The following is a 16,172-nucleotide window of genomic DNA, read 5'->3' on the forward strand; positions in this document are numbered from 1 at the left end:
TCAATACACACTCACCTGAGATTGAGCCATGACGACGCGATCACGTCCAGTTTTTTTGGCGATATATAAAGCAGCATCGGCAGCTTCAATGACTGCTGTACCTGTTAAACCATGTTCTGGATACATGGCTATTCCCAATGACAAACTAATGCAGCCAAGTTTCTGACGTTGATATTGTATGTCTAAATGTTTCACTGTTTGCCGAATTCGCTCGGCTCTTTCTTGACAAACATCTAAAGAAGTTTCTGGTAAAATCAACATAATTTCTTCGCCGCCGTAGCGACAAGCAATGTCTGCTTTGCGAATTTGTTTTCTTAAAAATCCACCCAGTTCGCGCAATACGATATCACCGGCTTCATGACCAAATCTGTCATTGAAGCTTTTAAAATGATCGACATCCATCATAATGATGCCTACTCGTTTGTGACTGCGTTCGGCTCGGCTGATTTCTCGTTCTAAAGATTCTTCTAAGTAGCGGCGATTAAATAAACCTGTAAGAGGATCACGGATACTTTGCTGTTGTAGAGCTTCAGTGAGTCTTAAGTTAGCTAAAGCTAAGGCGATACGTTCAGCAACCGCAGAGGCTAATTGTTGTTTGGCTGCTGTTAGTTGTCCTGTTTGTGGGGAATGGAAATGCAGCATACCTAAAGCTTCACCCTGAGCCATCATTGGTACACATAGAGCTTCGCCTCCAAATAAGTCTTCTTCAATGTGGCTACAGTGTAAACTGTGATCGTCAGTTGTGGAAAAATGCGATCGCCCCCGTCGTAAAGCCCAACAGTTCTTGGGTGAAAATACTTTTTTACTCGCAAGAGTTGAGTCTCCCCAAGTAGTCACAGCTTCGATTAAGTGTTTGGAGGAACTGATAATAAACACTCCACCTGATGTCTCGGGAAACAAAGGCTGGATTAACTGAGCAATTACTTTATATGCTTCCTCAACTGTGAGACAAGCTTGGAGAATATCACTCATTTGACTGAGTAGAGCAATTTCATGGTTGCGTTGTTCAAGTTGCTGCACCCAAGAGGTAAGTTGCTCATTAGCTTGTTGCAAAGCGGCTTCTGCTTGTTTGCGTTCTGTAATGTTGCGGTTGACGCCAATGGTGGCAGTAGGCTGACCATGTTCGTTATACAGTGGTACAAATACTGTTTCGCATACCCCTTCTGTTCCATCCTTGCGAACAAAATTTATTTCGCCAGCCCAACGATTGGCAGTGTGCAACTCGTCTATGATTTTTTGTGTGAGTACAGCCGACTCTTCTGGTTTATGCAATATGCCGAGGTTTTTACCTAATACTTCTGCTTTGCTGTAGCCAAACATCTTTTCGGCAGGTCGGTTCCAGTCTATCACGCGACCCGATAAATCAGTTACAATCACGCCATCAGAGATATTTTCAAAAATATAAGCCTGCTGCTGTAAAGTTTGTTCAACCCGTTTGCGCTCAGTGATATCTTGAATCTGAGTGATAAAGTATAGGGGTTGACCATGGATGTCGCACACTAGCGATACACTTAACATAATCCATACCACGTGTCCAAGCTTGTGTATGTATCGCTTTTCCATGTGGTAACAGCGAATTTCACCAGTCAGTAGTTGACGCACGTATTCAAAGTCAGTATCTAAATCGTCTGGATGGGTGATTTCTTGGCAAGTCTTAGAAAGTAATTCTGCTTCTGAATAACCAACAATTTCACACAAAGAATGATTAACTTGTAGCCAACTACCATTTAACCCTACCAATGCCATGCCAATAGCTGCATGGTCAAAGGCGTTATGAAAGCGCTCTTTACTTTCCCGTAACGCTTCTTCTGCAAAATGGCGTTCTTTGATTTCCAACTCAAGCTGGTGATTGGCTTGCTTTAGTTCTGTTAAATTAGGAATAGTCAGAACTTTGGGAAGCGATCGCACTAGTAGGATCATTGCACACAATAAACCAAAAGCCGTGATCGCTTTGAATAATCCCAGCAACCAATACTGCGAACGCCAGAACATCCAAGCCTCTATCAGATAAATGGTAATACCAATTACAGCTAGTGTTGTAATTAAACGGTATATCCACTGAAAGGGCAAATCTTGCCGCTTACGAGCAGAATAAACAACTATGATCGGAATCAAGTTATACGCAAAGGCGATCGCAGAGTTGGATGTAGCATCCAGCCAGGCCAGTTTTAGTTGACATAGATAGTAATGTCCACATTCCTGATACACTGCAACCACCTTTTTTCATAATAGTTAGAAAAATAGTTGAGAACTCAGTAGCCAAAACATCATTCTTAGGGTAGATGCGTAAATTTTATCCTTGTGAAAAACATATCTGTAATTTTTTTAACCTTTTCTTTAGGGAAAATACAGTAGTTAGTTTAAGAAAAGTTTAATGTTTACAATCGTAGGTTGAAGATACTAAGGGAAAATGGAGAAACTAAGGAAAACACATTGCCTCAAAACTCGCTGGTGGTCGATAACAGCGACAATCAAAATGACACCTCAAAGCTCAAAATAGCCCTACTTTTAAAAAAACCTAGGTATCTTTGCTCAAGGTTGATTCAACTTAACTATTTGTTGCATACGTATATAAAAATATGAATCAGGGACAACAAAATATAATCGAAGGCATCTATGAAGTATGTATTGGCGTCCCAGAACCCATCTCGGCGATTCAGTATTGGCAGCAATTTGGTTATCGCATTGGTGAAGAAGGTAAATTATCAGCAACGATAGCTCAGCAATTGTATGGTGTTGACTCAGCTTTACGATCAATTCGCCTTTACCACCAGAATGCAGATCATGGTTTGATTCGTCTGATGATTTGGCAAAACCCTACAAATAACGGGTTAAAGATGGGATCAATGAAAGTGAAGGGTAATCGTTGGGCAACAACTTTAACCGCCGACATTATAAATATCTTAAATCACGTAGAAGAGGCAAAAGCAGCTGGTTGGCCGCTCTGGTTCACCCGTCCCCATTGGGAAGTTATTTATCACAAGGAAAGGAAAACCCGTCCTTTTGTTGACACGATGGTGGGAGTACGAGAAATGCTGCTGCTACAACCATTCACACGACAAGTTTTTTTTCAAAGGTTTGGTTATACACTCCCTGATTACGGCAGCATTGATCTCAATTCTCCTCTCAAGACCAGTCAGTTTACCCACATGGGAATGGTAATTCAAGATGACAGCAAAGAAACATTGAAGTTTTATGAGGAAGTTTTGGGTTTGTTGCGGGTGCGTGATGATGTCGAGACTAGCTATGAATCATCCCTAGCTAGTCGAGAAATTTTTGATCTCCAGCCAGGTGAAAGGTTTTTTGTCACCGCCTTTGATGATCCGCGCTCTTCCATAACTAACATGATGGCAGCGCGTAGTGGCAGACTTTATATTATTCGCTTTCCTGGTTCTATAAATCTAGATTCTCGCTATGAAGCAGCACAACCAGGCAGTTTGGGAATGTGTTTGTACACCTACAGAGTACGAGAACTTCATCAGTTTTGCGATCGCATTAAAGCTAGTGATGTACAAAAATTTACAAATATTGCCGAAAACGAATTTGGAGAACCTAGTTTTTCCTTTGTCGCACCAGATGGGTATTTTTGGAATTTAATTGGATGTTAGTTGGGGAGGTGGGGTGATGGGGAGATGGGGAGGTGGACTCTTTCCCCGGCATAAAGGAGCCACTGCGCCCTTGGGGGTTCCAACAGTTGTAGCACGTGGCGTCACCCGGCGAACCCGGAGGGCTTCCCGTAAGGGTGGAGTGGGCATTGTAGTCGAACACCGATACACACAGATACACACAGATGGATTATGCGTTAGCAATGAATCGGTGTTCATCTGTGTTCCATGAGTGTTCGTTTTTTTTCCTTTACTTGATGACATCGCCAACCGCTAGATTTTTTAGTAGTCGAACACCGATACACACAGATACACACAAATTAATTATAACTTTTTTATAAGTGTTGTTACTTAATCATACTTTGGCAGATCGTTGGGTGCGCCGCACGCGGAAATGTTACCTGTAAAATTTACATCCGCCATCAGTTCTGGATGTTGTTGCTGACGCTGAGCAATTTGTTCGCGGGTGAGTATTTTCGACTCATCAAAGCCTAGTTCTATCTTGGTTTGTAGTCCATTATACTTAACTCGCTTGAGGTTGTAGAACCGTTTGTTGAGAGTTGTTTGCACAAATGCCTTTAAGCAACCTAAAAGATACTTGCGTTTAAATGGATCTTTGACAAACCAGTATTCAAAGGTTTTGCGTAGGTAAAAACGGGCGTAGTTCCGCAGTACTCCTTTGAGGACATCCTCCCGTTCCATTGCCTCTGGCTTCATGATTGGCGTGACAAAGTTATATTGAGAATAATCACGAACTTCAACACGATCGCCTAAATCTTGAAATAATTCGGAAAATGGCCAAGGTGTAAACATATTCCAGTTCACCATGTCTGCTTTCCAATCTAAGGCCATTTGATAGGTTTGTTCGATTGTTTCTGGGGTTTCGTTTTCCAAACCCATGATAAATTGAGCTTCTGTAACGATGCCGTTTTGATTTAACAGTTTGATGGCACGCTTGTTTTGTTCAATGGTTGTTTCTTTGCGGAACAAATTCAACTTTAACTGTGCTGCGGCTTCTGTCCCTAAGGAAACATGCACCAGTCCGGCTTTGCGGTACAGTGGTAGTTCTTGCTCATCCCGCAAAATATCTGTCACTCGTGTATTGATTCCCCAGTAAACGCCTAAGTTGCGTTCTATTAGTTCGTTACACAAAGCGATAAATTTCGACTTGTTGATGGTTGGTTCTTCATCGGCAAGAATGAAAAAGCCGACTTTGTGTTTTTTCACCAAGGTTTCAATTTCATCGACGAATCTCTTGGGAGTAGCGGAACGATATTTACGCCAGAATTTCCATTGAGAACAAAAACGGCAGGTGAAGGGACATCCTCTGGCATAGTTAGGAACAGCGACCCGTACGTTGAGAGGGGTATAAATATATTTACTCCAATCTAATAAATTCCAATCTGGGGTGAGGCTATCCAAATCGGCAATGGGGGGATGGGCTGGTGTGGCGACGACTTGCCCATTTTCGAGGAAGGCAATACCTAAAATATGACGGCGATCGCGCTCATCTGTACCATTAGCTATGGCTTGCAGCAGGTTAACTGTAATCTCTTCCCCTTCTCCTCGGATGATATAATCTACCCAAGGTGCTTCGTTGAGAACTTCATTGTACATATAGGTAGGGTGAACCCCACCCATGATTGTCTTAGCTTGGGGACAAACTTCTTTAACTATCTTCAGGGTTTTTTGGGACTGGTAAATCATCGGTGTAATCGCCGTTGCTAGGACAACATCCGGCTGGTGCTGGGCGATGATTTCAGCTAAAGCATCATCAGCAATGTAATCTGTCATAGCATCCACAAAACGAATATCGCTAAAGCCGGCTGTCTTCAACGCCCCACCAACATACGGAACCCAACTAGGTGGCCAGTTTCCCGCAATTTCAGCACCACCAGAGTGATAGTTGGGTTGAATCATCATAATCCGCATAATCTGTCTCCTTGTTTTTGAAAGATGACAACCAAATAATTACAAGTTGGAATTGATACATGAATTGCATAATCGCGTTCTTTTTCCCCTCTGAGATAATTTGCTGACTAAATCATTAATCATGATTTAGTTTTGCAACTTAATTTTTATATAACTTTAAAACGATGAAAATTGTAAGAAAAAGCAAGTTTTTCAAAACTTAATCTGGAATTAGCTTTGAGCAAAAAAATGCTTGTAATAAGTATTCTTACTACAAGCAAAGCTGTGACAAAAATCGTTTTTAGATGTCGAACACCGATGTAGACGCCCTTAAGGGCGGCTTCCCGCAAGGTACACAGATGAACACCGATGGACGCAGATAGATTGTTCATGGGCGCTGAAGTGTAATTGTAGAACTTCAAAAAACTCTGTGTCCCTCTGCGCCTACTCTGCGTTAAAAAAAACCAAGATTTTAGGCTTCTGGAACAAATTCCATCGCCACACCATTTATACAGTAGCGCTGACCGGTTGGTGCAGGACCATCTTCAAACACGTGACCCAAATGTCCACCACAACGGCTACAATGCACTTCTATCCTAGTCATAAAAAATGACCTGTCTACGGTTGTGCTAATTGCGCCTTCAATAGGTGCGTAAAAACTTGGCCAGCCAGTACCGCTATTGAATTTGGTTTCTGATGTAAATAGTGGCTGTCCACAACCAGCACATACATATGTGCCATCAGCATAATTTTTATCTAGGGGACTTGTACCAGCCCTTTCTGTACCGTGCTTACGCAGCACACGAAACTGTTCCGGTGTTAAGGTTTTGCGCCATTCTTCCTCAGTTTTATTGATTTCAAATTTTTCACTATTTGAAGTAGCCATAAATTCTGGTCTCCTGGTTAAATAATTTGACAACCACAGCGCCCCAATGATGACGCCACCTGTTTCTAAAAGCAGTCTTCTTTTCATCTTCTATTATTTATGAAGTTTTATTAATTTAACAATGAGGCAAACCGTCTAGCTTCGATAGAGATTGCGTCACTCTATCGCTACGATAAATGCTGAAGCTGAAGAGAAGTTGAGACTCAGATTAAATTAATTTGGGGTTCTTGGATCGCACCTACAGGAATCAATAAGCGATCGCAGTTTTAGATTTTTAATTTTCTACTGAACTATAGACAGATATCTTGCCCATACCACGAGAATTTTATTTAATGCGAATATGTAAATAAAAAGACCTTTAAATTCATTAGGTTATGAATCTTAAGTATTTTTACACAGTTCCATCCATGTTAATTGGTGCATCTATCGTGTTGATGCAGCCACACATTGCAACTGCCCTATCTTCTCAAGAAATAGAAAGGATAGGCAAAGAGATTACAGTGCAGATTGTGGATGATCAAACTCCCCCTGCTACTGGTTCAGGAGTGATTATTAGACGTTCTGGTAACAGTTACACAGTCCTGACTGCTTATCATGTGGTCAAGGAGGGTAAAAAATACCAAGTAATTACACATGATCAACAAAGTTATACAGTTAATAACGTCAAACACCTACAAGGATTAGATTTAGCACTAGTCGAGTTTAGTAGTAGCAAGCCTTACAACGTTGCCAAAATCGGTGACTCTGATTTAGCTACAGCGACCACAACTGTATATGTAGGTGGGTTTCCAGCCAAAACAGCAGCTATTTCTAACCCTTACTTTTCTTTCAACAAAGGACAGGTAAACGCTAACGGTGCAGCCCAGCGTGATGGTTATAACTTGATTTATGAAAACAAGACTCTCAATGGTATGAGTGGTGGTCCTGTACTAAATGAGAAAGGGGAATTGGTAGGTGTTCACGGTAGGGCTGACGAACAAGAAATTGGTATAGGTACAACCATCAACGTGGCTTTGCAAAAAATGGTAGCAGTTGGGGTAGATGTAGGAGGGCGTTCATACACCAGAAATAGTACTCTTCCCACTGCGCCAAAAGCTGATGATTTCTTTATCAAAGCTTACGATAGTTATCGCAATAAAGATTATCAAGGAGCGATCGCAAACTATACTCAAGCAATTCGTCTCAATCCTAGATATGCTAATGCCTACTATAACCGCGGTATAGCCCGCTCTGATATTGGAGATAAACAAGGGGCGATCGCTGACTATACTCAAACAGTCAAGATTAACCCCAGACATGACGATGCGTACTACAACCGGGGCTTGGTCTACTATGAATTAAAAAACTACCAAGCAGCGATCGCTGATTATAACGAGTCACTCAAAATTAATCCTAACGCTGAAGACGCTTACCTCAACCGAGGTTTAGCACGCTATGAATTGAAAGATATACAGGGCGCTATGGCGGATTACAACCAAGCCCTTAAGATCAATCCCAACTATGACAAAGGCTATTATAATAGGGGATTAGCCCGCTCTGCTTCAGGTGATAAAAAAGGGGCGCTCGCTGATTATAACCAAGCTATCAAGTTCAATCCCAACTATGACAAAGCCTATTACAATCGGGGCTTAACTCGTTACGAATTAGGAGATAAACAAGGAGAAATAGATGATTACAACCAAGCTATTAAGATTAATCCCAATTATGCCCTTGCTTACTACAATCGGGGAATAGCCCTTTCTGAAAAAGGAGACACGCAAAAGGCGCTAGATGATTTCAATCAAACTATTAAGCTTAGACCTGATTACACTGATGCCTATATTTACCGGGGTTTAACCCTTTATGATTTGGGGAATAAACAAGGGGCATTCAATGACTTTAACCAGGCGATTAAGCTTAGTCCTAATTATGATAAAGCTTACTACAATCGGGGATTAACCCGCTATGAATTAGGAGACAAGCAAGGAGCTATAACTGATTACAATCAAGCACTCAAGATTAATCCCAAATATGCCAACGCCTACCTCAACCGGGGTTTAACTCGCGCTGACTTGGGAGATAGACAAGGAGCGATCGCTGACTACAACCAGGCACTCAAGTATAAACCCGACTATGACAAAGCTTATTATAACCGGGGTATAGCCTACTTTGACTTGAAGAATTTGCAACAAGCTCTCGCCGATTTCAATCAAGCTATCAAAATTAATTCTAAGTATGCCAATGCTTACTACAATAGAGCGCTGACGCGTCGTGATTTAGGAGATAAAAAAGGCGCTCTGGCTGATTTTAAACAAGCCGCAGAGCTTTATCGACAACAAAACAACAATAATTATTATGAGGATACGCTCATTCAGATTAGAAAGCTGGAGCAGTAAATGATGGGGTGATGGGGTGATGGGGAGTTTAGGGGGTGTGAGAAGTATAGAATAACCACTGACCACTAACTACTAACCATCAACAATCAACAATCAACAAACAACCACTAACCCAAAATATACTCTTTAAAACTACACAAAATCGCTCCTCTATCAAAGGAGCGATTTTTCAATATCAAGGTTATTTTTAGACCCATAATCAATTAAAAGCAAATTTTGTTTGGACTTACCAAAATTCCACCGCAGCCACTCACTTTTTCTACACCACAATCCGAAAAGTCGAATTTGAAAGGGTCTCAGTTTTGTTCTTCCTTGATGAATATATTAATAAATAAGTTGTGCTTCTACTACTTGACTACTTCCAGTTCAACGTAAAAAGCTAATGTATCATTACCTTGGCTTTTGGTTGTTCAGAAGTACAACTAACTACTTCCTCTGCAAGAGTCAAAGTTTTATTTATTTCTGATATTAAGACTGGTGTAGCATCTGGTAAACTCCAAACATCCTCCAATCTCTCCCAAGAAGGAGCAAAGGGTGGTAATGCTAGAGAGCAAGCTTTCCAAGAAGCTTGTACTGGGGCTCCCAATTGTTGACACATACCACCGCGACGTCCTTCAGGCTGGTAATACCGACAATATTTACAAGCAGAAGTTAAGTATTTAATGTTTTTCATATATAGTTGCCTTCTAAGGCTTATTCACATGATCTAATTTTGCATACACATATCAATGCTGTTTTGTACCAAAAAGCATATTTATATATAGGTTATGGCGATCCCCAAGAAGGATTTTGCTTTAGATTTTTTTTATTTTCGTGTTATCTTTTTCAATTATTTTGTTAACAATGTGATACACAGCAATAAAACTTGACTCAGGCTTGTTCTTAGCTAAAAACATTCAGGGATCAAGGCTAAACTAAAAGCTATTGAGGCGTCAAGACTTTAAATTTAGCAATAGGGTATATAGTATACGATTATTTGTCTTGTATATTCTGGTATAATTTATAAATAAAAAACGTAGCCTACATAACCTTTGAATCAATGAGTGGAGATCACTCAAGTTGTAGGCGATCGCTAACCAACAAGCCCACAGACAGCTGAAACTGAAAGTGCGATCGCACTATCTCTACATTAGAGACTAAACTCTGCAACGTCATCATCTGTATCGGAGTCTTTACCCACAACAGTGGGTTTAAATTCAGCACCATGAATTAATTCATGGAAAGATTTGCCGGGATTTTGATACAGAATATTCAATACGCTGATAAAGTCCCGAATTATTTCGCCTGGAGTTAGTAAGGCTGCTGCACCCAAGCGATTGACAATTTCTTGTACAAATGCTTTTAAATCAGCATTTTTTAAATTCTGTGTATAACCAAAATTCAGGGCATGAATTTCTGTTATTTTTTGCAAAAGCAACAAAATTTCTTGTTGGTTTAAGGGATTGAGCCGCATCACAGGACCTAAAAATTCTTGTACGCCAGCTTGAGTAACAAAACGACTTTCTTTTGTGCGTCTTCGCCAAGCAGGATCTGCAAACAGTCCACGATTTGGATCTTCTAAAAATTTTGTTGTTCCGCCTATAAAAATACCTAAGTGTTCAGCTTTGCATTGCATGGTGTCGTTGAATATTCCTAGCAACCTGTTGTAATTTTTTTCGCGAGTTACAGTTGTGGGAATTTGATATAAATTTGCGGCTTCATCCAACACTACTAAAAGTCCTTTATAGCCAATTTCAGCAGTAAATTTAGCTATGAGCTTAATGTAGTCATACCAACTATCATCATCAATAATGACTCGCACTCCTAAAGCAGCTTTGGCTTCTGTTTTAGTGCTGTATTCTCCTCGCAGCCAACGCAATGCAGCATTTTTTAAATCATCATCATCTAGACGATAACTGCGCCAATAAGCAATGATCACATTGCCAAAATCAAAACCGTGAACTAAGTCTTCTATATACTTAATTACTTCCCTAATTTTCTCTTCTACTTGGTCATCAAAACCATGATCATTAGGACGCATTCCAGTTTCTTGGGCAACTTCTTGTTGAATTTTATTAATCCATCCTTCTAAAATTGCTACTAAAGCACCGCCATCGGGGCGAGTTTTTGTAGCGAGACGACTCATTAATTCTCGATAAGTTGCTAAACCTTCGTTGTTGGTTCCTGCGAGCCGACGTTCCGAACACAAGTCAGCATCAGTAACTACAAAACCTTGCTCCATAGCATGATTGCGAAGTAACTGTAGCATGAAGCTTTTACCTGAACCATAGTTCCCAATTATGAAGCGAAAAGCTGCTACCCCTTCTGCAATGTCATTGAGGTTTTGTAATAGGCTTTGTAGTTCTTTTTCCCGACCTACTGCTATATGTTCTAGTCCTACCCTTGGTACAACCCCCGCACCAAGAGAATTGATGATAGCAGTGGAGACTTTTTTCGAGATTTTGAGCTTTGCCATGTGAATTCACCTCACCTCCATGTATTTTAGCTTGAAGGTGAGCTTTGCTTTCATTTGGAGTAACGTCAAGAAATAGGGGTGTTGGGAAAAAGCAGCTATGTAAGGGTTTTATTGAGTAATTTTTTCAGAAAATCACTATAATTCTCACCCAAATGCTTCGCTCCTAGTTAATGGTTTTGTAAGTTGCGATCGCTCTTTTCACATCACTTTGATATTCTGGATAAATCTCTGGAATTGTCGCATTTGGATCGATGATTAATTCACCAATCGTATTATTAGCCTTTTCATTGATAGAATCAATTAACAAATTTGGCATAGTAATATTAGCTTCAGCTATTTTTTTAATAACACTGTGAGGGTTTTCATCTTCGATCATCGCTTTTAATGCCTGGATTTCAGAGTCAGACATTTGAGCTAGAAAGTTAGTCCATTCTGATGATAATCCCTCTAAAATCTTAGACCCATCTATATCATTTACTGTGTCCAGTAAATCAGCAAAAGGAAATACATCTACATCTTCTTCTTGATTCTTTTCTAATACGTTATTTGAATCTAAATTTTCTATTTGTTGTAATAATTCCCATACTTGGCTTTGTAAATGATCGCGCTCATCTTGTAATAAGGAAATTTGACTTTGTAATTGTTGAATTTGCTTTTGCTGTTCTGCTACTTCTGCTTTTAAGGAATTTAGATTAATTTCTATATTTTCTGCTTCTAGCTTTTTATCAAGCAACAGTTGATTTTGTTGTTGATTTGCTGCTTCTAGTTCTTGAACTTGAAGTCTCATCTCATATAATTTTTCTTCTAGTTGGGGTTTAAGCCTCTCTAGAAGAGTGATATTACTTTCTAAATCTTGCCTTTGCTGCAAAAGTTCACACAGTTGATTATTTAACTGATTAATTTCAGCCTTAGATACACTACAGCTCAATTCCAAACGACGTTTTTCGGTATTAATAGCGGACAGAGAATTATTGTGTTCTAATTTTGCTTTTTCTAATTCTTGAATTTCATTATGCAATTGGCTGATTTGTGCTTCCAACTGTTTTTTTTCGATCACGCAACTGCTTAACTCTCGGTTAAGACTATCTCTTTGATTGCGGCGTTCAACTATTTGATTCTGTAATTTATTAGATTCTTGATACAATAAGGAGTGATGAGACTCTAGTTGATTTACCTCTGCAATGATACGAGATTTCAAACCCTCCAATTCTTTAATACGTCTGTGGAGAGAATCTAGAACTAACATTTCACTAGCTCGGCGTCGCTTATCTATAAATAAAGCTGCGAGATAAGTGGAAAATATGGTGATGATGCCTGTGAGAAAGGCGTTTTTGAGATCCCAACTAAAGACTAAACCAAGACCAAAACTCGCACCAAAGGCAACTACACCGAGAATAAGTCGATTACTTACTATTGCTGATTGCATATTGCTGGTTTTGAGCATTTTTCTTTATTTTTCTTTTTTATTTTTAACTTGGAGTGCGCTAACAGTCATCTCTGCTTTCAAAAAATCTACAAATTGTCGTGCTGTTCTTCCAGAACGACCATTATGACGAGTTGCCCATTGTAAAGCTTTGTATTCTAAATCTGACTGACTGATATTAATTCCTACTAAATCGGCAAGATGCCGGATAATTTTTAAATAAGTTTTCTGATCAGCTCCCTCAAAAGTGAGTGTCAAACCAAAGCGATCGCTAAAGGAAAGTTTTTCCTGCATTGTATCCCAGGCATGAACTTCATCATGATCGCGCGGAGCAGGTCGATCAGCGAAAAACTCCCGTACTAAGTGGCGGCGGTTAGAAGTCGCATACACCACGATATTTTGGGGACGTGCCGTTAAATTCCCTTCTAACACCACTTTTAATGCCTTAAAAGCATCATCATCTTCTTCAAAGGAAAGATCATCGACAAAGATAATAAATTTATGTGGTTCTCCTCGTAAATGTTCCACGATCATTGGCAAATCTTGCAGTTGAGATTTTGCCACTTCCACCAATCGCAGGTTACGTTCTCCATACTCATTCAGTAAAGCTTTAACTAAAGAGGATTTACCAGAACCACGACTACCATATAGTAATACGTGCAGTGCTAACTGTCCTGACAATAAAAATTCTGTATTTTTCAACAAAGCTTCTTTTTGCGACTCATAGCCCACAAGTTCACTTAATTTAACTGGATCGGGATAAGGTATTCCCAAAAACTGCCCATTTTGCCAACGTAGGGCCTTGTACTGGGCGAATAATCCCGTGCCATACTGCCGATAGTATGCCGCCAAATCTTCTACAGCATCTGCCCAATTTTCTAACTGTTGTAGATAAGTGATAAATTGCGTTTCTACACCTGCTGTACTAGCCTCTTCCAGATACCAGACTACGGGTGAGACAGGTAAATGAGCAATATTCTGTACCCATTCACTCAAAACAGCGCTGCTACATTCGTACAAATGTTGTAGTGCTAGTAAATCATGTTTTGCTGCTGCGACCAAAGCGATCGGTAAATTCTCAAACTCTTGCTGTTGAGCTTGTTTGGTAAAAGGATTCTCAGCTTTGAGAATTTGAGTAATCAGATATTCTTCCCAGTTTTGATTTTTTGTCGCTAAGGCTCTAAAGTAAATGCCGTAAGCTTGCAGACAACTCCTAGCATCCGCTTCACTGTAACGAATCGCTTGCAATAGATCAACAAATGCTACACCTACTTCTGTTTGCAGGACAGATTGGTAGAGTAAAAGAGAAGCTGCTTGACGTTGGAGAAATTGAACCTTTGCGTAAGACGAATTGCTTGCCGTAGACATCACTTGATTATCCATCAATCAATTGGGTTATTTGGCTAAACAGCTATGCTAAATTGTCTGCCGAGGCTTGTAGGAAAATCAAAATCTACATAGGTATATGAATTTAGGTATTATTGCCGCCCTTGCTTACGGCATCTTGTCAATATTAGGTGGTTTTTTGGGTTACATAACAGCTGGTAGTAATATTTCACTTTTTAGTGGTAGTATCAGTGGCCTAATACTCATCTTTTCGGCTTTTGTACAACTTCAAGGTCAAAGCTGGGGTTTGACATTAGCAGCTATTTTTACAGCTATATTAATAGTTGTTTTTGCATTTAGACTAGCTAAAACACGTAAGTTTATGCCTGCCGGGTTGATGACCGTTTTAGGTATGTTGACATTAGCCCTGATTGTAAATCAATTTCAAATTATGACATCAACTAGGTAGTAGATAGTCAGTGACCAGTTATTAGTAAGGTGTGATCACTGATAACTGGTAACTGTTCACTGATTCGGTGTTCTCACCGTCAATACCTGTGGTGGTGTAGAGTCTGGTGGATAAATCAAATCTACCTGCACTGGTCTGTTGTAGTATTGGGAGGCGTAGGTGTTTTATCTCTTGGATCAGCAAAATTACCGTTATTTAGTGAAGCTTGTTATTCAGCAAGGGTTGGGGTGCGATCGCTACCATCAGGATATTTCTTGGCAAACATTGCTAAACTAGCTGCTTTCTCTTACTCTGCGCTCTGTGTGCCTCTGTGGTTTTTTATTTAACAGAGTACTAGACACGGTGAAGCGGATTAATAATGTGTAGTAAGATTTTTAAAGATTGGTATTACTTGGTATTAAAATTTTATCTCCTCAGATATTATTAATGATTTTAAAATTACTTACATTTATACTTAACGTTTGACTAAATTTTTATTTAGTTACCTAAAATTTTGTTGCGAACAACAATAGCCCTATCGGAGAACCGGTGTTCTATGTCATCATGGCAAAATAGAACACGTATCCTTTTTTATCCACTAGGAAATCAAGCATGGCTCTCCGTCTAGGTGATACAGTACCGAACTTTACCCAAGCCTCCACAGATGGCGATATTGACTTTTATGAGTGGGCGGGTGACAGCTGGGTAGTGTTGTTCTCCCACCCCGCAGACTATACACCAGTTTGTACCACTGAATTAGGAACCGTTGCCAAACTCAAACCAGAGTTTGATCGGCGTAATGTAAAAGTAATCGCCCTGAGTGTTGATGATGTTGAGTCCCATAAAGGCTGGGTAGGAGACATCGAAGAAACACAGAACACTAAACTCAACTACCCAATCCTGGCAGATGCTGATCGTAAGGTTTCTGATCTTTACGATATGATTCACCCCAACGCTAACCCTAGCGTGACGGTAAGGACGGTATTTATCATTGACCCCAACAAAAAGTTGCGGCTTACCCTGACTTATCCTCCCAGTACCGGACGCAATTTTGATGAAATTTTGCGAGTGATTGATTCGCTGCAACTAACTGATAACTACAGTGTCGCTACTCCAGCTGACTGGAAAGATGGTGATGATTGCGTAATTGTTCCTTCACTTAAAGATCCAGAAGTCTTGAAGGAAAAGTTCCCCAAAGGTTATCAGGAAATTAAGCCTTATCTGCGGATGACTCCTCAACCAAATAAATAATTGGACTGATTGAAAGAACCTCGCCTTCATTGAGAAGGCGCGGGTTTTTGGCAAGTTTTCAGAGTTTGATTTTGTTTAACGAACACTCATGGAACACAGATGAACACAGATAGATTATCAGTGTGTATTTGTGTTCATTTTTGTACCCTGTGGAAGTTGCTTGCGCGTTTACGACTATAAAAACTAATTCACATTGGGCGTAATTTCCAATAAGATTTTGTAGGCTTCGTTAATCAGTCGCATTTTCATTACCATACTTCACAGTAATAGCTGCGCCTGTGGTGGGAATTAAATCTATAGGTAAAGCGCGAGTTCCCAATATGGCATTTAATAAAGTTGACTTACCATGATTAAAAGGGCCAAATACTGCAATCCGAAAATTGGGATTAGTAAGATGATTGGATATAGTAATAATATCTTGATATAATTGTGATCCTGGATCTAAATCTAGTAATTTAACAGCAGATTTTAGACTGTCTACAAATATTTTTT

General features: G+C 39.9%; 13 protein-coding genes and 2 pseudogenes. 4 read left to right on the forward strand and 11 right to left on the reverse strand.

The genetic code is table 11. The features are described 5' to 3' along the window. Nucleotides 1-2,208 (reverse strand): PAS domain S-box protein, encoded by a 2,208-nt coding sequence (locus UYK_RS0100085; protein WP_026086305.1) that lies wholly within the window; start codon nucleotides 2,206-2,208, stop codon nucleotides 1-3. A gap of 371 nt (nucleotides 2,209-2,579) precedes the next feature. Between UYK_RS0100085 and UYK_RS0100090 the strand changes: the two genes are divergently transcribed. Further along, nucleotides 2,580-3,608, forward strand: coding sequence for a VOC family protein (locus tag UYK_RS0100090; RefSeq protein ID WP_009460339.1), 1,029 nt, complete (start codon nucleotides 2,580-2,582; stop codon nucleotides 3,606-3,608). Here UYK_RS0100090 and UYK_RS25735 read toward each other — a convergent pair. From UYK_RS25735 to msrB, 3 genes are all read right to left on the reverse strand, one after another. Beyond that, on the reverse strand, nucleotides 3,594-3,824 hold the full coding sequence (locus tag UYK_RS25735) for a hypothetical protein (RefSeq protein WP_157221798.1): 231 nt from the start codon (nucleotides 3,822-3,824) through the stop codon (nucleotides 3,594-3,596). The two genes, UYK_RS0100090 and UYK_RS25735, sit on opposite strands and share 15 nt — an antisense overlap. Nucleotides 3,825-3,956: 132 nt before the next feature. Then, complete coding sequence (gene bchE, locus UYK_RS0100095; RefSeq protein ID WP_009460341.1) at nucleotides 3,957-5,537, reverse strand: magnesium-protoporphyrin IX monomethyl ester anaerobic oxidative cyclase; 1,581 nt, start codon at nucleotides 5,535-5,537, stop codon at nucleotides 3,957-3,959. A 451-nt stretch (nucleotides 5,538-5,988) separates the two neighbouring features. Then, nucleotides 5,989-6,489 carry a peptide-methionine (R)-S-oxide reductase MsrB gene (gene msrB / locus UYK_RS0100100; protein WP_272938538.1) on the reverse strand — a complete coding sequence of 167 codons (501 nt, stop codon included), beginning with the start codon at nucleotides 6,487-6,489 and terminating at the stop codon, nucleotides 5,989-5,991. Between the two features lie 320 nt (nucleotides 6,490-6,809). Here msrB and UYK_RS0100105 point away from each other — a divergent pair, with 320 nt between their 5' ends. Further along, nucleotides 6,810-8,777 carry a tetratricopeptide repeat-containing S1 family peptidase gene (locus UYK_RS0100105; RefSeq protein WP_016870676.1) on the forward strand — a complete coding sequence of 656 codons (1,968 nt, stop codon included), beginning with the start codon at nucleotides 6,810-6,812 and terminating at the stop codon, nucleotides 8,775-8,777. A gap of 379 nt (nucleotides 8,778-9,156) precedes the next feature. Here UYK_RS0100105 and UYK_RS0100110 read toward each other — a convergent pair whose 3' ends face one another. The 4 genes from UYK_RS0100110 to UYK_RS0100125 form a co-directional block, all read right to left on the reverse strand. Then, nucleotides 9,157-9,450 carry a hypothetical protein gene (locus tag UYK_RS0100110; RefSeq protein WP_009460345.1) on the reverse strand — a complete coding sequence of 98 codons (294 nt, stop codon included), beginning with the start codon at nucleotides 9,448-9,450 and terminating at the stop codon, nucleotides 9,157-9,159. Nucleotides 9,451-9,906: 456 nt separating this feature from the next. Next, nucleotides 9,907-11,232 carry an ATP-binding protein gene (locus UYK_RS0100115; protein ID WP_009460346.1) on the reverse strand — a complete coding sequence of 442 codons (1,326 nt, stop codon included), beginning with the start codon at nucleotides 11,230-11,232 and terminating at the stop codon, nucleotides 9,907-9,909. Between the two features lie 163 nt (nucleotides 11,233-11,395). Next, nucleotides 11,396-12,676, reverse strand: a complete 1,281-nt coding sequence (locus UYK_RS0100120) for a tellurite resistance TerB C-terminal domain-containing protein (protein WP_016870677.1) — start codon at nucleotides 12,674-12,676, stop codon at nucleotides 11,396-11,398. A gap of 6 nt (nucleotides 12,677-12,682) precedes the next feature. Next, the gene (locus UYK_RS0100125) at nucleotides 12,683-14,038 is read right to left on the reverse strand and encodes an ATP-binding protein (protein WP_016870678.1); all 1,356 of its coding nucleotides are present in this window, start codon (nucleotides 14,036-14,038) and stop codon (nucleotides 12,683-12,685) included. 82 nt (nucleotides 14,039-14,120) lie between these two features. Here UYK_RS0100125 and UYK_RS0100130 point away from each other — a divergent pair, with 82 nt between their 5' ends. Further along, the gene (locus tag UYK_RS0100130) at nucleotides 14,121-14,450 is read left to right on the forward strand and encodes a TMEM14 family protein (protein ID WP_009460349.1); all 330 of its coding nucleotides are present in this window, start codon (nucleotides 14,121-14,123) and stop codon (nucleotides 14,448-14,450) included. 56 nt (nucleotides 14,451-14,506) lie between these two features. Here the strand turns inward: UYK_RS0100130 and UYK_RS27720 are convergent, their stop codons facing one another. Continuing rightward, the gene (locus UYK_RS27720; protein WP_108912608.1) at nucleotides 14,507-14,581 is read right to left on the reverse strand and encodes a DUF3370 family protein; all 75 of its coding nucleotides are present in this window, start codon (nucleotides 14,579-14,581) and stop codon (nucleotides 14,507-14,509) included. A 5-nt stretch (nucleotides 14,582-14,586) separates the two neighbouring features. After that, a pseudogene (locus tag UYK_RS27040) lies at nucleotides 14,587-14,730 on the reverse strand (DUF3370 family protein); the annotation flags it as partial. 311 nt (nucleotides 14,731-15,041) lie between these two features. Here UYK_RS27040 and UYK_RS0100135 point away from each other — a divergent pair. Next, a complete protein-coding gene (locus UYK_RS0100135; RefSeq protein WP_009460350.1) occupies nucleotides 15,042-15,680 on the forward strand; it encodes a peroxiredoxin in 639 nt (212 codons plus the stop codon). A gap of 235 nt (nucleotides 15,681-15,915) precedes the next feature. Here UYK_RS0100135 and UYK_RS23895 read toward each other — a convergent pair. Then, nucleotides 15,916-16,167 (reverse strand): annotated as a pseudogene (locus tag UYK_RS23895) (dynamin family protein); the annotation flags it as partial. Between the last annotated feature and the right edge of the window lie 5 nt (nucleotides 16,168-16,172).

This window comes from Fischerella thermalis PCC 7521, assembly GCF_000317225.1.
Taxonomy (GTDB): Bacteria; Cyanobacteriota; Cyanobacteriia; order Cyanobacteriales; family Nostocaceae; genus Fischerella; species Fischerella thermalis.

Bases quoted from the DNA above. Each gene is read 5' to 3' on its own strand.
- UYK_RS25735 (WP_157221798.1), bottom strand. From the start codon at position 3,824: ATGAACACCGATTCATTGCTAACGCATAATCCATCTGTGTGTATCTGT.
- msrB (WP_272938538.1), bottom strand. From the start codon at position 6,489: ATGAAAAGAAGACTGCTTTTAGAAACAGGTGGCGTCATCATTGGGGCG.
- UYK_RS0100125 (WP_016870678.1), bottom strand. From the start codon at position 14,038: ATGGATAATCAAGTGATGTCTACGGCAAGCAATTCGTCTTACGCAAAG.
- UYK_RS0100130 (WP_009460349.1), top strand. From the start codon at position 14,121: ATGAATTTAGGTATTATTGCCGCCCTTGCTTACGGCATCTTGTCAATA.
- bchE (WP_009460341.1), bottom strand. From the start codon at position 5,537: ATGCGGATTATGATGATTCAACCCAACTATCACTCTGGTGGTGCTGAA.
- UYK_RS0100115 (WP_009460346.1), bottom strand. From the start codon at position 11,232: ATGGCAAAGCTCAAAATCTCGAAAAAAGTCTCCACTGCTATCATCAAT.
- UYK_RS0100090 (WP_009460339.1), top strand. From the start codon at position 2,580: ATGAATCAGGGACAACAAAATATAATCGAAGGCATCTATGAAGTATGT.
- UYK_RS0100105 (WP_016870676.1), top strand. From the start codon at position 6,810: ATGTTAATTGGTGCATCTATCGTGTTGATGCAGCCACACATTGCAACT.
- UYK_RS0100135 (WP_009460350.1), top strand. From the start codon at position 15,042: ATGGCTCTCCGTCTAGGTGATACAGTACCGAACTTTACCCAAGCCTCC.
- UYK_RS0100120 (WP_016870677.1), bottom strand. From the start codon at position 12,676: ATGCTCAAAACCAGCAATATGCAATCAGCAATAGTAAGTAATCGACTT.
- UYK_RS0100110 (WP_009460345.1), bottom strand. From the start codon at position 9,450: ATGAAAAACATTAAATACTTAACTTCTGCTTGTAAATATTGTCGGTAT.